This is a genomic window from Cognatitamlana onchidii, assembly GCF_004804355.1.
In the GTDB taxonomy this organism is placed as follows: domain Bacteria; phylum Bacteroidota; class Bacteroidia; order Flavobacteriales; family Flavobacteriaceae; genus Cognatitamlana; species Cognatitamlana onchidii.
In genome coordinates this window covers 339,836-357,240 of record NZ_SRWZ01000001.1, presented here as the reverse complement: position 1 = coordinate 357,240, position 17,405 = coordinate 339,836, and the positions used below count along the sequence as shown (strand labels likewise).

The 17,405-nt window shown below is 35.0% G+C and carries 16 protein-coding genes; 7 read left to right on the top strand and 9 right to left on the bottom strand.

Going from position 1 to position 17,405, the window contains the following annotated elements; genetic code table 11:
* The first annotated feature begins 76 nt into the window (after window positions 1–76).
* The 7 genes from E5D58_RS01720 (at window position 77) to E5D58_RS01690 (ending at window position 6,553) form a co-directional block, all read left to right on the top strand.
* The gene (locus E5D58_RS01720) at window positions 77–853 is read left to right on the top strand and encodes a tetratricopeptide repeat protein (protein WP_136480100.1); all 777 of its coding nucleotides are present in this window, start codon (window positions 77–79) and stop codon (window positions 851–853) included.
* 1 nt (window position 854) lies between these two features.
* The gene (gene ribH / locus E5D58_RS01715) at window positions 855–1,340 is read left to right on the top strand and encodes a 6,7-dimethyl-8-ribityllumazine synthase (RefSeq protein WP_136480099.1); all 486 of its coding nucleotides are present in this window, start codon (window positions 855–857) and stop codon (window positions 1,338–1,340) included.
* Between the two features lie 417 nt (window positions 1,341–1,757).
* Complete coding sequence (locus tag E5D58_RS01710) at window positions 1,758–2,048, top strand: riboflavin synthase subunit beta (RefSeq protein ID WP_136480098.1); 291 nt, start codon at window positions 1,758–1,760, stop codon at window positions 2,046–2,048.
* 3 nt (window positions 2,049–2,051) lie between these two features.
* Window positions 2,052–3,902, top strand: coding sequence for a DNA mismatch repair endonuclease MutL (gene mutL, locus E5D58_RS01705; RefSeq protein ID WP_136480097.1), 1,851 nt, complete (start codon window positions 2,052–2,054; stop codon window positions 3,900–3,902).
* A gap of 3 nt (window positions 3,903–3,905) precedes the next feature.
* On the top strand, window positions 3,906–4,655 hold the full coding sequence (locus tag E5D58_RS01700; RefSeq protein WP_136480096.1) for a rhomboid family intramembrane serine protease: 750 nt from the start codon (window positions 3,906–3,908) through the stop codon (window positions 4,653–4,655).
* A complete protein-coding gene (locus E5D58_RS01695) occupies window positions 4,655–5,524 on the top strand; it encodes a rhomboid family protein (protein ID WP_136480095.1) in 870 nt (289 codons plus the stop codon). Before E5D58_RS01700 ends, E5D58_RS01695 begins: the two co-directional genes overlap by 1 nt.
* Window positions 5,525–5,527: 3 nt before the next feature.
* Entirely contained in the window at window positions 5,528–6,553 is a 1,026-nt protein-coding gene (locus E5D58_RS01690; RefSeq protein ID WP_136480094.1) for an endonuclease/exonuclease/phosphatase family protein, read from the top strand.
* On the opposite strand, the gene E5D58_RS01685 is transcribed toward E5D58_RS01690, so the two are convergent.
* From E5D58_RS01685 to scpA, 9 genes are all read right to left on the bottom strand, one after another.
* Window positions 6,554–6,862 (bottom strand): DUF6122 family protein, encoded by a 309-nt coding sequence (locus E5D58_RS01685; protein ID WP_136480093.1) that lies wholly within the window; start codon window positions 6,860–6,862, stop codon window positions 6,554–6,556. It abuts the gene before it with no gap.
* Window positions 6,862–7,485, bottom strand: a complete 624-nt coding sequence (locus tag E5D58_RS01680) for a WbqC family protein (protein ID WP_136480092.1) — start codon at window positions 7,483–7,485, stop codon at window positions 6,862–6,864. The genes E5D58_RS01685 and E5D58_RS01680 overlap by 1 nt, the downstream gene beginning before the upstream one ends.
* Before the next feature lie 38 nt (window positions 7,486–7,523).
* The gene (gene lepB / locus E5D58_RS01675; RefSeq protein WP_136480091.1) at window positions 7,524–9,107 is read right to left on the bottom strand and encodes a signal peptidase I; all 1,584 of its coding nucleotides are present in this window, start codon (window positions 9,105–9,107) and stop codon (window positions 7,524–7,526) included.
* A gap of 65 nt (window positions 9,108–9,172) precedes the next feature.
* Window positions 9,173–9,877: a 4-hydroxy-tetrahydrodipicolinate reductase gene (dapB, locus tag E5D58_RS01670; RefSeq protein WP_136480090.1), complete on the bottom strand. Its 705-nt coding sequence runs from the start codon at window positions 9,875–9,877 to the stop codon at window positions 9,173–9,175.
* Window position 9,878: 1 nt separating this feature from the next.
* Window positions 9,879–10,463: a DUF5683 domain-containing protein gene (locus E5D58_RS01665; RefSeq protein ID WP_136480089.1), complete on the bottom strand. Its 585-nt coding sequence runs from the start codon at window positions 10,461–10,463 to the stop codon at window positions 9,879–9,881.
* A gap of 16 nt (window positions 10,464–10,479) precedes the next feature.
* The gene (locus E5D58_RS01660; protein ID WP_136480088.1) at window positions 10,480–11,394 is read right to left on the bottom strand and encodes a ParB/RepB/Spo0J family partition protein; all 915 of its coding nucleotides are present in this window, start codon (window positions 11,392–11,394) and stop codon (window positions 10,480–10,482) included.
* Between the two features lie 3 nt (window positions 11,395–11,397).
* The gene (locus E5D58_RS01655; protein ID WP_136480087.1) at window positions 11,398–12,162 is read right to left on the bottom strand and encodes a ParA family protein; all 765 of its coding nucleotides are present in this window, start codon (window positions 12,160–12,162) and stop codon (window positions 11,398–11,400) included.
* A gap of 126 nt (window positions 12,163–12,288) precedes the next feature.
* Window positions 12,289–15,111 (bottom strand): M16 family metallopeptidase, encoded by a 2,823-nt coding sequence (locus tag E5D58_RS01650; RefSeq protein ID WP_136480086.1) that lies wholly within the window; start codon window positions 15,109–15,111, stop codon window positions 12,289–12,291.
* Window positions 15,112–15,257: 146 nt separating this feature from the next.
* Window positions 15,258–17,381 (bottom strand): methylmalonyl-CoA mutase, encoded by a 2,124-nt coding sequence (gene scpA / locus E5D58_RS01645; protein ID WP_136480085.1) that lies wholly within the window; start codon window positions 17,379–17,381, stop codon window positions 15,258–15,260.
* Window positions 17,382–17,405 lie beyond the last annotated feature (24 nt).

Below are 17,405 nucleotides of genomic sequence, written 5' to 3'. Positions count from 1 at the left end.
AAAATATCAAATAAATACCCTTTTAGTTATGAAGAAAAATTATATTTTTGCGCGATAATAAATTTGAACTGAACGTATGGCAACTTATAATAAAAGAGGTTACAAACCAAAGAATAAGGTAGAGAAACAGCATGATATTGAGGAAGGGTCAACGACTGCCGAGGTTTTTAATACACTTGATGAAACAGCTTCTAAAACCGAGGATTTTGTTGCAAAAAATCAAAAGTATATCTTCATTATTATAGGCGTTGTTGCTGCTGTAGTTTTAGGATCTTTAGGATATAAAGAATTTATAGCTCAACCAAAACAAGCCGCTGCCATGAATGATATGTTTCAGGCTCAAAAATATTTTGATGAAGCAGTTTCAGGTACGTCTACCCAAAAAGACTCACTTTATAACTTAGCTTTAAATGGAGGAGAAGGTAAATTCGGTATGTTAGATATTATTGAGGAATATAGTGGTACCCCTTCTGCAAACCTAGCTAATTATTATGCTGGAACGGCTTATCTTAGATTGAAAGATTATAAGAACGCTGTTGAATATTTAAGTAATTTTAGCAGTGAGGATGAAATATTGGCGCCATTGGCAAAAGGTAATATAGGAGATGCGTTTGTGCAATTAAATCAGGTTGAAGACGCGTTAGGATACTATGAGCAAGCTGCCGAAATGCGGGATAACGGGTATACAACGCCTATGTATTTATTCAAGGCTGGTGCTATTGCTTTAGATTTAGGGCAAGCAGATAAGGCCTTAGCATATTTTAAGAGAATAAAAGACGACTATTCTAACTCTACCGAAGCATCAAAGGTAGACGTGTTTATTGGAAAAGCTCAAGTATTGGCAAACAAATAGTATGGCTACTGAAAATAAAAACTTATCCGATTACGATAAATCAACAATCCCAGACGCGAGCAAATTTCGGTTTGGGATTGTTGTTTCTGAGTGGAACAATACGATTACCGAAGGCCTTTATAAAGGTGCTTACGATACTCTTATAGATAATGGCGTGGCTGCTACCAATATCATTAGATGGGATGTTCCTGGAAGTTTCGAATTGGTTTACGGTTGTAAAAAAATGCAGGAGCAAATGGTTAATGCGGTTATTGCTATTGGTAGTGTAATTCAAGGAGAAACTAAGCATTTCGACTTTGTTTGCGAAGGTGTTACCCAAGGCATTAAAGATTTGAATGTTATGCGAGAAACCCCAGTTATCTTTTGTGTTTTAACAGATAATACTTTGCAACAGGGACTTGAGCGCTCTGGAGGGGTTCATGGCAATAAAGGAACCGAAGCGGCTATTGCAGCCATAAAAATGGCAGAGCTACGCAGAAATAGCTGATTACCTATAAGTCCATCTCATTTAAAAGAGAAAGCCCGAATTGATTAGGCTGAATATCGAATTTATTTGCCTTTATTTTACTGAAGTTTGTTAACAATTTTTAGCATTCCTAATCTTTAGGTTTCTTTATTTTTAAGTACTTTTGGGTAATTGACAATACTAGATTTTGTTTAAACAGCGCAAACATAGAACCTTTAATTATCAACCTAGATTTTCGAACGAAAACCAAGCAAATTCTAGTTCTAACAACAATTCTGATTCCGACGATTTTAAGTCTAAATGGCGAAAAGCAAATCAAACTAAAGTAAAAGTGAGAGGTGCTATGTCCATCAAAATTTTAATAATCATTTTGGTATTATTATTGATTTGTATGTATCTATTAGAGAAGAAATACATGTAATTAAAATTTTAGAACTCATGGGATTATTAAAAACGCGTAAAAACAAAAAATTTAGTTATACACCTCGGTATTTTGATAACAAGGGGGCAGAAGGTAGCCCGTTTGAGATTAAACATAAATTTGACGCGTATAGAAAAACTGTTGGTGCGAATAAAGGTTTAAAAGGAAAATTCAATGATGCTTGGGATGATCTAAAGAATAATCCAGACAAGGAAGCAAATAGACGAATTTTAATTATTGTAGCCATTTTGCTTTTGGTATTTTTGTTCATTATTGATTTCGATTTATCTATCTTCTTTTCTAAGTAATATATGGCAGACATTATACAGCTTTTACCTGATCATGTAGCAAATCAAATTGCCGCCGGAGAAGTTGTACAGCGCCCGGCATCTGTGGTAAAAGAACTGCTTGAAAATGCCATTGATGCAGGGGCAAATACTATAAAACTTATTATAAAAGATGCCGGAAAGACTCTTGTTCAGGTAATTGATAATGGCAAAGGTATGAGCCATACCGATGCCAGACTGAGTTTTGAGCGTCATGCTACATCAAAAATTAGAAATGCTGAAGATTTATTTCAGCTGCATACTAAAGGATTTCGTGGAGAGGCCTTGGCTAGTATTGCTGCTATTGCTCATGTAGAGTTAAAGACCAAGCAAGCATATGATGATGTCGGAACGTGCTTAGTTATTGAAGGAAGTAACGTAGTTTCTCAAGAAGTGGTGGTAACACCAACGGGTACTTCGGTTTCTGTGAAAAATTTATTTTTTAATATACCTGCAAGACGTAATTTTTTAAAGTCAGACACTGTTGAATTACGACATATCATTGACGAATTTCATCGTGTAGCTTTGGCGCACCCCAGTATTGCCTTTACCTTTTACAATAACGGTAGCGAATCTTTCAATTTACCAGTTAGTAACTACCGGCAGAGGATAGTCAATATTTTTGGAAGTAAAACCAATGAGAAATTGGTGCCAGTTGAAGAAGAAACAGAGGTGCTTACAATATCTGGTTTTGTTGGAAAACCTGAGTTTGCAAAACGGACAAGAGGGGAACAGTATTTTTTTGTAAATAACAGATTTATTAAAAGCGCTTATTTAAATCATGCTATTTCATCTGCTTTTGAAGGTTTGTTAAAAAGTGGTACGCATGCAGGGTATTTTTTAAACCTTACGGTAGATCCACAAACAATCGATATTAATATTCATCCAACAAAAACAGAAATAAAGTTTGATGACGAGCATACCTTATATGCAATTTTACGTTCGGCAGTAAAACATAGTTTAGGGCAGTTTAATATTGCACCTATTCTCGATTTTGAAAGAGATCCTAGCTTAGATACACCGTATACCTATAAAGGAACAGACACAACTATCCCAAAAATTGAAGTAGATAGGAGTTTTAACCCGTTTCAAGAAGGATCCAGTACTAAAAGTGGAGTAGCTAGCTTCAAAAAAGAACCTGCCGGAAGTTGGGAGAGTTTGTATGTAGGTGTTGAGTCGAAGAGTAACCAGAATGACAAGGAGTTTAGTGAGGTGCATTTTGAAAGTGAAGAAAAACCAGCCTCAATGTTTGATGAAGCCCAAGATGTTGAGCAGGTTAATACAACGTACCAGTTACACAATAAATATATAGTTAGTACAATAAAGTCTGGGATGTTGGTTATTGATCAATATAGAGCGCATCAACGTGTTTTATATGAAGAGTTTTTAAAAAACATGACAACCAAGGAGGGTGTAAGCCAGCAATTATTATTCCCACTACAATTGCACTATTCAAAAGAAGATATGGTTATTATAACACAGTTAAAGGCCGATTTAGAGCATACTGGCTTTGTGTTTTCTAAGATTGAAGAGGAAAGTATTGATGTTATTGGGGTGCCTGTTGGAGTACCAGAAAGCGAGGTATCTATTATTTTGGAACAACTAATAAGTGATACTGAAAACGAGGTGCCAGATGCCCATTTTAGTGCTACAGATTTATTGGCCAAATCCATGGCCAAGAGTTTGGCCATAAAAACAGGACAATTATTAAAGAAAGATGAACAAGAGCATTTGGTTAATAAGCTATTCGCTTGTAAAGAGCCTAATGTATCTCCTACTAACAAAACAACGTTTATTACCATGAGTGTTGATGAGTTAGATAAAAAATTTATTTAAACTATGATGCGAATTTCGGAAACTGTTAAGCACCTAATAATTATCAACGTTCTCATGTTTGTTGGTACACTAGCAATAGGACAAGGGGTTTTGTTTTATGAATGGTTTGCGCTTTATTTTCCTAAAAATGATGCGTTTAAACCCTGGCAAATTATTACCCATATGTTTATGCATGGCGGGATGATGCACATATTTTTTAACATGTTCGCGCTTTGGATGTTTGGGACTCCTGTGGAAAGAGTTTTAGGGGCTAAACGCTTTTTATTTCTTTATATATCGGCAGGATTAGGAGCTGTTTTGCTTCAGCTTGGCTTTTATTATTTTGAGTATATTCCAAATTACAATGCGCTATTGGAGTCAGGTTTATCTTCAGAGAGTATTAAACAAATGCTCACTAATAATGAGGTTATCGCTGGGACTAGTCAATCTCAGTTTGCTATGTTACAATCTATATTTCCTGCCTATAATGCGAGCATGGTAGGCGCCTCTGGTTGTATTATGGGGGTTATGGCAGCTTTTGGAATGATGAATCCAAATGCCGAATTAATGCTCATATTCCTTCCTATTCCAATAAAAGCTAAATACTTTATTCCAGGAATTATTATTTTAGATTTAATCTCTGGTTTAACGGGACAATCATTTTTCAGTCCAAGTAATACGGCCTATATGGCACATGTAGGTGGTGCTTTAGCAGGTTTCTTTATAATGTGGTACTGGAAGAAAAACCAATTTAATAAACATCGTTGGTATTAATGACATCTCTTAATCAAGATATAAAGGATAAGTTATCCAACCTAAATGTGTTGGAAAAAATCATTGCTTTTAATGTGGTGGTGTTTTTATTGTCGTTTATTGTAAAGCCTTATTTAAACTGGATGGCTTTACCCAGTGGTTTTTCAGATTATATATTAAAACCTTGGAGTATTATTACCTACGCCTTTTTGCATTATGACTTTATGCATCTATTGTTTAATATGCTGTGGCTCTATTTTTTAGGGCGTATGTTTTTAAACTTATTTGGTTCTAAATTGGCTTTAAATGTTTATTTCTTGGGGGCTATTTTTGGAGGGCTATTATTCATGCTTTGTTATAGCTTGTTCCCAAGTGTTTTTCAGATAAATTCTAGATTATTAGGAGCTTCAGCAGCGGTGAGAGCTTTGCTCATATTTTTATGTGCCTATATGCCTAATCATGGTGTTCGCTTTTTTACATTTAATTTAAAACTCTGGTATATTGGCCTTGCGATAGTTGTGCTAGATGTTTTAGGGGTGTTATCGGGTATTAGTAATCCTGAAACAGGTAACGCTGGTGGTAATTTGGCACATTTAGGTGGAGCCTTTTTAGGTTATTTTTACGCGAAACAATTGGCCAAAGGACAAGATATTGGACGTGGATTTGAAAAATTTATGGATAGTTTAATGGGGCTTTTTAAGTCGTCAAAAAAAGGACCGCTTAAAACTGTTCATAAAAAGAAAAGCAAAGTTGGTGGATATTCTAGAGGCGATTTTAACGCGTTTAATAACCAAAAAAAAATAGATGTTATTCTAGATAAAATTAGTAAAAGTGGCTACGAGAGTTTAACTTCAGAAGAAAAGGAATTCTTGTTTAGAGCAGGGAAGTAGTGCATGAAAAAATTAAGCTTTATAAATAAGGTCATTTATTTTATAAATGTGGTTGTTGCGGTTTTATTGATGCTGTCTTATGTCTTGCCATTTTTACCGCCAAAAACCTTTTCTATATTGGCTGTTGTAAATTTAGGGGTGTCGTTTTTAATTATTTTGAACGTGCTCTTTTTTATTTATTGGCTTATTCGGTTAAAAAAACAATTATTCTTATCGCTGGTTGTTTTATGTGTTGGCTATTTTTCATTTGGATCTTTATATAAGTTTTCGTCATCTAAAAAAGTTGAAGATGCTGAAAACATTAAGGTTATGAATTATAATGTAAGGCTTTTTAATTTGTATGAATGGATTCCTGAAAGCGGAATAGAAACCAAAATTAATAACTTTATTGAAGCTGAATCCCCCGATATTCTGAGCTTTCAGGAGTATCATCCTCATGAAAATATGGATTTGTCGTTTTTTAAGTATAAGTATGAAAAACTTTCAGGAACTAAAGCTAAATATGGACAAGCTATTTTTTCTAAGTTTCCTATTGTTCATACAGGGTCTGTGGAGTTTCCTAATACCTCGAATAATGCTATTTATGCAGATGTGGTTAAAGGACAAGATACGTTAAGAGTTTATAATGTTCATTTAGAATCGTTACGTATTGATGCAAAAGTAGAAAACTTGAAAAAAGAAGATTCAGAGCGCCTGTTTAATCGGGTGAGTACTTCATTTAAAATGCAACAAACTCAAGCTGAGTTGTTTGTAAAGCATAAGAAGGCCTGTACCTATAGAATGATTATTTACGGAGATTTTAACAATACAGCATTCTCTTATGTATATAGAACTATAAAGGGAGATTTAAATGATACTTTTAAGGAAGCAGGTAATGGTTTTGGAAGAAGTTATGATTTTAAGTTTTTTCCAGTACGAATCGACTTTATTTTAGCCGATCCTGTTTTTAGCGTTAATGGTTTTAAAAGTTATAATCAACGCTATTCCGACCATTATCCCATTATGGCAACCCTTAAGCTAGGCCCATAGTTACATAAGTGCACAGTCTACAGCGTCAGCAATAAGATGTATAACCAATCCCAGACCGAGTAATCGTGTTTTTTTTGGAATTATGAGGAGCATGTAAAAGGCTAGGGCGTAATAGCTATGCAAGGGATGAAAATTGATACTACATCTGTTAGGGTCAAATATTGGAGTAGCCAGTAGGTGGTCTAGGTCTATTAACATGCCTAATAGCATAATTAAAAAAGCCATCTTCCATTGGGACTTGTAACATATAAACGCCACTAACAAAGGAATGCCAACATGACAACCATAATGTATAAAAGATTGAATCATTATGGCGTAGGAAGTTTTTGCGATTCAAGGTAATTAATGCTGTTGGGACCTTCATTAAAGAGAAGGTCTAAAATGCTAAGGTTGCGTAAAAACCCATGTTTACTTGCAAAGACTTGGGTGTATTTACTCAAAGTCTGTTCTGTTTCCTTCTTTGCATTAACTAGAAATCTAAAATCTGATTTATCTCTTGTTTCTTTTTGAAAAGTTATCGTTTTAAAAATGCTAAAATCAACTTGAAGGCAATCGCATATAGTATTAAAACATTTTAGGTTAAAGTCTAAAAGGTTTTCTGTTGGTGATGAAAACAAGGGCTTCAGGTCGTCTTCATAATATTCAAAAAATGGCGATGTACGATATGCCGAAAGCAGAGATTTCCAATGGTTGCTTTGCCACGAATCTTCATTAAATATTTTAACATCCTTATATTTTTGCCTGTTTTTTTGCGTATGAACTACAGGAATATTGAGAGCTAATTTTCCATTAGCGCCATAAATATAACAACGATTTCTATAGGTTTGTTTTACAAAGTTGTCTTCTGTTTCCAGCCATATAGTCTTAGCTTTTACCATTGTTACAAATTGGGCAATGCTAGGAAAGTACGTTGGATGTATTACAATGTCCATTTTAATTTTAGTCTATAAGACCTTTAAGAAGCATCCGGTTATTGATTTGCTTTTTTTCTTGATTTCCATTTGTTAAACCCAATCCAACCAAAAAGAACTATTAAAAATGGAATAAAGAAAGAAGTAGCTTTTCCTTCGCCACTAACGGTGGTAAAGAAACGTTCTAATCTTGGGTTTTTTAAACCGTCCCAACTCATCCATATAAATACGGGTTTACCAACAACATGATCAAACGGCACAAAACCCCAAGCGCGCGCATCAATAGAATTATGTCGGTTATCTCCCATCATCCAATAATAGTTTTGCTTAAAAGTATAAGAGTTGGTTACTTCTCCATTAATTAAAATTTGGTTGCCTTTGGTTTGGAGTGTATTGCCTTCATACTCTGTAATAACACGTTTATAAAGTGGCAGATTTTCTAAGTTAATGGTAATAGTTTTTCCTTTTTCAGGAATATATAAGGGGCCGAAAAAGTCTACATTCCAATTATAATTCGGATCATGAGGAAAAATATTAGGATCTCTTACGCCTTCTTTTTGTATGTTTTTGCTAATACTAAGAACGTTAGGATGGTTTTTGAATTTGTCTCTTGCTTCGTCAGATATAGCAGAGAAATAATAAGTATTTTGATTGTTTATGATACCAAAACCATCTGTAATATCGTAGCGTTCTTTCATAAACACTGGATTAAACCTATTTGTTTTTGGCTGTACGTGATAACTAAATTGAAGATGTGCTCTATCTGGGAGTTCATTCTTTTTGCCATTAATGTAAACATAACCTTCTTTAATTTCTAAAGTGTCCCCAGCAATACCAACACAACGCTTTACTAAATTTGTTTTTTTATCAATGGGTTTGTAATAATTTCTATCTGGCCTAAAGTCATTCATGTCCAACAGCGTATCTGCTGGTTGGTTAAATACGACAATGTCGTTACGTTCAATATCTTCGAAACCAGGAAATCTTAAATAAGGCAATTGCAGTTTATTTTTCCATGATGTCTTTCTTTCAGAGAAGTTATCATCGAATAAATAAGATTTGCTTCCTAGCTTTGGAATGGTATCGTGTACCATAGGTGCAGCAACGGTTGTCATCGGTACACGGGCTCCGTAATGAAATTTGCTTACAAACAAGAAATCACCAACAAGTAAAGATTTTTCTAATGATGATGAGGGTATTGTAAAAGGTTGGATGAAATACGTATGCACTATGGTAGCCGCTACAATGGCAAATAAAATAGAGCTTACCCAGTCACCTGTAGCCGTTTTTGGCTGTAAGCTTCTGTTTTCAATATAAGATATATTGGCAGCATAGTTTAGGTAATAATTATAAAAGCCCAAGGAGACTATTGCCAAAATAGTGTCAATAGTGCTATTTTTTCCGAAACTTCTAGCAGTTTCAACCCATATTACAGGAAACATGATAAGGTTAACAATGGGTAAAAACAATAAAACAACCCACCATGTAGGGCGGTTAATAATTTTCATTAACACAACTCCATTATAAATAGGAATAAAGGCTTGCCAGGCCTGTTTGTTGGCTTTAAGGTATAATTTCCAAGTTCCTAATCCATGAACTACCTGAATGATTAAGATGAAAATAATCCATTGTGTTAAAGTCATAACTTCGTGCTTTTAATATTTTGTTAGTGGTGTAACCTTCCTAGTTGTTACAAATTTACTTGGTATTAACCAATATTTAATACGTCGTTCATTGTGAAAACCCCTGTTCTCCCAGCGATCCATTCAGCAGCGATTACAGCACCTAAAGCAAAGCCTTGTCTGTTATGTGCAATATGCTCAATAGTAATTGTGTCTACCTCACTGGAATAATCGACGGTGTGAGTTCCAGGAACATCTTCAATACGTTTGGCCACAATAGGAATCGTAGTGTCATCACCTTGGTCTAACTGCCATGCTTTGTATTCACCATGCTGAGAAATGATGTCATTAGCCAAAGATATGGCGGTTCCACTAGGGGCATCGAGTTTTTGCGTATGATGAATTTCTTCCATTGAAACATTATACTGTTTTAAAGTGCTCATCATTTTAGCTAGGGTTTTGTTAAGTTCAAAAAAGATATTAACTCCTAAACTGTAATTGGACGCATAAATAAAGGCTCCTTTTTTTTCTTTGCAAAGTGCTACGGCTACATCATATTTATCTAACCAGCCTGTTGTTCCAGAAATTACAGGAACATTACTATTAATACAATTGGTTATGTTATTGAAGGCTACCGATGGAATACTAAAATCTATCGCAACATCCGCTTTAGTAAGGTCGTAACCCTTGTCATCTTTATCAACCTTTAAAACGATTTGATGCCCTCGTTTTAGAGCAATTTGTTCTATGGTTTTTCCCATTTTTCCGTATCCTAGTAAAGCTATGTTCATATTAAAATTTAAAATTTAAAGTTAATCCAAGACTGCTTGATGCATCGATCTCATCAAACTTATAATGTGGTGCCAAAGATAGATTTTCATCTACGTTAAACTGCATTAGATGCGCATCTACATTGGCATCAATAATATTTAAGGCATATAGCCCGAGTGTAACTAATAGCGATATTTGTTTATTTCTTCTGTAAAATTCTTGACCACGTTGCAAGCCATCGGTAGTTACTCTTGGTTCACTAAGGGGGTCTCCATTGCTATCAAAATAAAACTCATCATTGGTAAAACCAGCTAATCTACTTTTGTAAGCCTCTCTATACCTGTTATATTCTTTGTCGTTTTGTATATAAAAATAGATACCCGTTCCAATGGCTCCCCAGACTATAGGAATTTTCCAATATTTTTTATTATAGGCCTGACCTAAACCAGGCAACAAGGCAGAATAGAATGCAGCTCTTGCGGGTGATAGCGGGTTGATGTCTCTAGCCTCCGTAATCGAGTCTATCGCAATAACATTAGGAATCTCTTCTTCCTTTTTATCATTGTCTTGAGCGATTAAAGAAAAACAACACCAAAATGCAAACATGCATACTATTAGATGTTTATTTGGAGTCACCTTGAACTAATTTTTTTATGCGGTTAAAATCTTCCTCTGAATGAAAAGGAATCGTAATTTTTCCTTTTCCATTTTTAGAGACTTTAACGTCAATTTTATGTCCAAAGTATTCTGAAAATGCTGAAATACCTTTTTTTACGAACTTAGGAATATCGTCACTTTCAGACTTTTTAGAAGTACCTGTATTACTTTCTGGATTATTTTCATTTCTTACTAAACTCTCTGTTTCTCTTACAGATAGTTTATTAGAAAGGATTTTTTCGTAAATATCCAGTTGTAAAGATTGATCTTCTACTGTAATTAAAGCCCTACCATGTCCCATAGATATGAAACCATCTCGCATACCCGTTTGTATTATGGGGTCAAGCTTTAATAACCTTAAGTAATTGGCAATCGTAGAGCGTTTTTTACCAACACGCTCACTCATCTGTTCTTGCGTAAGGTTAATTTCGTCAATTAGGCGTTGGTAAGAGAGCGCTATTTCTATTGGGTCTAAGTCCTGGCGCTGAATATTTTCAACTAAAGCCATTTCTAAGGACTCTTGGTCATTAGCAATTCTTACATAGGCCGGAATGGTTTCTAAGTCCAATAACTTAGATGCCCTGTACCGTCTTTCACCTGAAACTAACTGATATTTGTTAAGGTTGAGCTTTCTAACTGTAATAGGCTGAATGATACCTAATTCTTTTATAGAAGATGCCAGTTCTTTAAGTGATTCTTCACTAAAATTAGTACGTGGTTGAAATGGGTTAACCTCTATAAAATCAATATCCAATTCAACAATATTACCAATAACTTTATCAGCATTTTTATCCTGAACCGATTGAATATCGTTACTAGGATCTTTTAATAAGGCCGATAAACCTCTTCCTAAAGCCTGTTTTTTCGTTGCTTTAGCCATAATTTAAGAGTTTTTATTGATAATTTCTTTTGCCAAACTTAAGTAATTGTTCGCACCTTTACTACTGGCGTCATAGTTAATTATGCTTTCCCCATAACTTGGAGCCTCGCTTAATCTAACATTTCTTTGAATGATAGTTTGAAAAACCATATCATTAAAATGTTTTTGAACTTCTTCAACTACTTGATTAGATAAGCGCAAACGCGAGTCGTACATCGTTAGTAAAAGTCCCTCAATATCTAATTCAGGATTATGTATTTTTTGAACACTCTTGATCGTGTTTAAAAGCTTTCCTAGTCCTTCTAGTGCAAAATATTCACATTGAATGGGAATAATAACGGCATCTGCAGCTGTAAGGGCATTAAGTGTTAATAATCCTAGAGATGGCGCACAATCAATTAAGATGTAGTCGTAATCATCTTTTATTGGTTCTAATGCTTTTTTAAGCATGTATTCGCGTTCATCTTTATCAACCAATTCTATCTCGATAGCCACAAGGTCTATATGAGCTGGAATAATATCCAGATTTGGTGTTTCGGTCGTAACAATAGCCTCTTTAGGAATGTTGGAATGTTCCAAGAGTTGATAAGTTCCTATTTCAACCGATTCTACATCTATTCCAATTCCAGAAGTTGCATTTGCTTGAGGGTCAGCATCTATTAATAAAACTTTTTTTTCCAGAACGCCTAGCGAAGCTGCTAAATTTATAGATGTCGTTGTTTTTCCAACACCACCTTTTTGATTAGCAATTGCAATGATTTTCCCCATGAATTGATTTGGTTTTATTCCCGCCAAAAATACGATTTATTATTAGGAATAAAAACCGAAATTGTTAACATCTATTTCTGCTAAACCGCAATAGGATTAACAGTATTTTTTGCGAAATATGTAATTTTATTCTTCTGGATTATGAATACATGAAATATAACCGCCAGTTAAATATTTTTTAGCAACCTCTTGTATGTTTTCTTTGGTTAATGCATTAATGTTTTTTTCATAATTAAAAATATCTGAAATATCCTTATCGTTGTAATCGGCATTTTTAAGAAGGTTTATCCAGAATTTATTCTCTTTTAGTTGCTGTTTCTTTTTAAGTATTTGACCTTCTTTAACCTTTACCAAATCTTTATCTGTTGGGCCATTTTTAATGATTGTTTCAATTTCTTTTATGGCAAGTGCTTTAAGTTTGTCCACATTTTCTGGCCCACAAGGGAAACCAATGCTAAAGTTATACCAACCATAAGGAATCTTCTGAATTCTACCTTTTGCACCAACTCCGTATACACCGCTTTCTTCTTCTCTTAATTTTTCTATAAGTTTAATAGTTAATATTTCGCCTAAGCTCATAAAGGCATGTGCTTCATCTTTGTTATAAGCTGTTTCACCTTGATATATAATTCTAACGCTACTCTTAGGGTCTTTTCCTTTTTTTACAATTTTAGTGTGGTTGCCCGTTAAAGGTCTGTAAGGGGGTACTTTATAAGTTTCTTTGTTGTTTTTTGAAGGTAAACTAGCCAGGTAAGTTTCGCAATAATTAATGAATTTTTCTTCATCAATATTTCCAACAAAATAGAAGTTAAAATTTCCTGCATCTGCAAACCTTTCTTGGTATTTTTCAAAGGCCAAATCGTAATTGGCATGATCAAAATCTTCAGGGCTAGGAAATCCTACATATCTCGGATTTCCTGTGTTTAAAAACTTGCCCATTTCATTTTGAAAGTAATATTGTGGGTTCGATAGCACATTGGCATAAATGGACTTTTGTTTATTGATAAATGAGTTGTATGCCTTTTCATCTTTGTTTAAAGCGGTGAAATAAAGATGAGTTAGCTGAAATAACTCTTCAAGGTTTTTTGGTGAGGCTGAACCTGAAAAACCTTCACTATAGGTATTAATACTAGGGGACACCTTTACTATTTTTCCTGAGAGCATTTTTCCAAGGGTAATTTTATCAAAACCATTAACACCAGCTTCTGTTAGTCCTCGGTTTGCTAATGTGGTAGATAAGAACGTATCATTGTCGTATAGGGAGGTTCCGCCAAAGCTAAACGCTCTAAAAAGAATTTCGTCATTTTTAAAGTCTGTTTTCTTAAAGGTTACTTTAGCACCATTACTAAGTGTTAACTTAGTGGTTTTTAGGGTTTCGTTAATCGTAGTTTTTATAATAGTCCCTTTTGTAGGTGTCTTTGAAATTAAAGACGTAGGAATGTCTTTATCCTCGTAAGGTTCTATATTTAAAGTTTTAATGGTATCCAAAAGATTGTTTATCTCGTTCTCACTCACTTTCGGAATATCTTCTTTATCTGGCCCAGTAAGTACAATAACGCGGTTTTCTTCTTTCAAATAGCTCTTAATAAGGTTATTTACATCGTCAAGTGTAATACTTGGTAAATTGGTTTTATGAAAGTTATATTCCCAAGTAATCCCAGGAATAGGTTCGTCGTTTAAAAAATGTCTTATGTATTCGCCAACAATTTTTCCTGATTTCGTTTTGTCCTTATCTTTTTCAGCTTTTTCCAATCGTGCTAAAATATCTGCTTTGGCACGGTTTAGCTCACCTTCGTAAAATCCATACTTTCGCACCCGCTCATTTTCTTTTAGCAAAGCTTTTAATCCATCCAATTGTCCTGTCTCGCTGGTAACAGCAAATGATTGATATGCAGCTTTTGTTTTAGCCCAAGTATTACCGTGGTAACTTACCCCATAAACAAAAGGCGGATTTTCACTATTTCTTAACTCATCTAAACGATTGTTTATCATTTGAGTAAATAATGATTGGATCATCATATGTTTATAATCCGATAAAGACTCCTTTTTTTCAACATTATTATCATCTTTAAATAAAATTTGCACCCGAGAAAATGCAGCTTCTTTATCAGATTCAATAGCAATAAAGGTTTCTTTATGGTTTGGTAAATAAAAGAGTTCTCTTGGTCTTGGGTTTGGAGTGGTTGGAATACCTTCAAAATGAGATTTTATTTTTTCTTCAAGGGTGTTTACGTCCAAATCGCCTACGGCAATCACGGCCATTAAATCTGGTCTATACCAGTCTTTATAAAAGCGTTTTAAAGAACTATAATCGAAATTTTCGAGATTTTCTTTTGTACCAATAGGTAGTCGCGAAGCGTACTTAGAGTTGTATAATACTTTTGGTAAGTACTTATGAAGCATACGTTCGTCTGCGCCTTTGCCTAGTCGGTATTCTTCTAAAACAACACCACGTTCTTTATCAATTTCTTCCTCTTCTAATAAGGCGTTATGAGCCCAGTCTTCAATAATTTGAAAGCCTTTATCCAATTTTTCCGGATCATCACTAGGAATTGGTAAAATGTATACCGTTTGGTCAAATCCTGTATAGGCATTTAGGTCGGCACCAAACTTAACCCCTATGCTTTGTAAATAATCTACAAGGTCATTTTTTTTAAAATGTTTGGTTCCATTAAAATTCATATGCTCCATGAAATGGGCTAATCCCAGCTGGTCCTCATCTTCTAAAATAGACCCTACGTTAACAACCAGTCTTAATTCTACTTTGTCCTTGGGTTTTTCGTTGTTTTTAATGTAATAGGTTAAGCCATTGCTTAGCGTTCCGATTTTAACATTTTCATCAGTAGGTATTTTATCATTCCATGATATATTGTTTGAGGACTTTTGAGCAAATAGAATTAAGGAGCTTGTTAGAAATAGGACAGTCAATAAATGAGAATAGGCTTTCATATGATTAAAACTTAATTAATACTAGGTTTGTAGATAAAGTCTGAATAAAGTTACACTTCTTTTTAAAAGCATGTTTTAAATTAACACTTATTAACGTTAATTTCTAGGAAGAATGTTTGCTGAAGGATAGTATGCACGAAGATGTGTTAATCTTCAATAAGAATATTAAGAATGGTAATGGCCGCGTCACTAATTTTTGTGCCTGGTCCAAAAACAGCAATGGCTCCTGCATCAAACAAAAATTGATAATCTTGCTTAGGGATAACGCCTCCTACAATGACGATTATATCATCGCGACCGTATTCTTTTAAAGCTTGTATAACCTCAGGAACGAGTGTTTTATGGCCAGCAGCTAGAGATGATATTCCTAAAATATGTACATCGTTTTCAACAGCTTGTTTTGCAACTTCTTGCGGGGTTTGAAATAAAGGACCAATATCTACATCAAAGCCAATATCTGCATAAGCCGTGGCTACAACTTTAGCCCCACGGTCGTGGCCGTCTTGTCCCATTTTTGCTATCATGATACGCGGTCTTCGACCATCTTGTTCAGCAAAAATATCGGCCATTTCTTGAGCCTTTTTAAAAGATATATCATCTTTAATTTCTCTACTATACACGCCAGAAAAGGATTTGATTTGCGCTTTGTGTCGTCCAAAAGCTTTTTCAAGAGCATCGCTAATCTCTCCTAAAGTTGCTCTCGCCCTTGCAGCTTCAATAGTCAAAGCTAATAAATTTTCTTGGCCAAATTTAGCCCCTTCATATAATTTTACTAATAAGCCTTTTACTGTTTTATGATCTCTCATAGATTTAACAGCCTGCAATCGTTTTATTTGCGCTTCTCTTACCATTTTATTGTCTACCTCAAGAATGGAAATTGGAGCTTCTTCTTTTAGTTGGTATTTGTTAACCCCGACAATAATATCTTGACAAGAGTCAATACGTGCCTGTTTTCTAGCTGCGGCTTCCTCGATTCTTATTTTTGGAATTCCAGCCTCAATGGCTTTGGTCATACCACCAAGTTGTTCTACCTCTTCAATAAGTACCCAAGCTTTTTCAGCAATATCATGAGTAAGTTTTTCAACGTAATAACTACCAGCCCAAGGATCGACGGTTTTGGTGATTTTTGTTTCTTCTTGCAAAAAAATTTGAGTGTTCCTTGCAATGCGCGCAGAAAAATCTGTTGGTAATGCAATCGCCTCATCTAGGGCATTAGTGTGTAAACTTTGTGTGCCTCCAAAAGCAGCAGCTGCAGCCTCTATGGTAGTTCTGGCAACATTGTTAAAAGGATCTTGTTCGGTTAAGCTCCATCCAGAAGTTTGACAATGCGTTCTTAAAGTGAGTGATTTTTCATTTTTAGGGTTGAATTTTTTAACCAATTTGGCCCACAGCATTCTAGCTGCTCGCATTTTCGCTATTTCCATAAAATGACTCATACCAATTCCCCAGAAAAAAGAGAGTCGCGGTGCGAATGTATCAATATCTAAACCAGCCTCAAGTCCTTTTCTAATATACTCCAAACCATCGGCTAGGGTATAAGCAAGTTCGATATCGCAAGTAGCACCAGCTTCTTGCATATGGTAGCCAGAAATACTAATGCTGTTAAATTTTGGCATGTGCTGGCTTGTGTACTTGAAAATATCAGAAATAATTTTCATGGAAGGGGTAGGCGGGTAAATGTAAGTGTTTCTCACCATAAACTCTTTAAGAATATCATTCTGAATTGTTCCAGTCAATTGATTTGGGTTTACATCCTGTTCTTCAGCGGCAACAATGTAGAAAGCCATTATGGGTAAAACAGCCCCATTCATAGTCATGGATACCGACATTTGTTCCAGTGGAATTTGGTCAAAAAGTATTTTCATATCCTCGACCGTATCAATGGCAACGCCTGCTTTACCAACATCTCCGATAACGCGGTCGTGATCTGAGTCATAACCTCTATGGGTGGCTAAGTCAAATGCGACGGACAATCCTTTTTGACCAGCCTCAAGATTTCGCTTGTAAAAAGCATTGCTGTCTTCGGCAGTGCTAAAACCTGAGTATTGCCTAATAGTCCAAGGTCTTTTTACGTACATGGTGCTATAAGGACCTCTTAGGTTTGGAGTAATTCCGGCAGCAAAATCAAGATGCGCCAAACCGCTAATATCATCTTTAGAATATCTTGATTTTACCGGAATACCTTCAGCCGCTAAAAAAGAACCTGTATTTGAGTCGCTAACAGGTTCAGACGGTGTTATTAAACTAATATGCTCTAGGTTTTTTCTCAAAGATGTTCTTTTTAAGCTATTCTG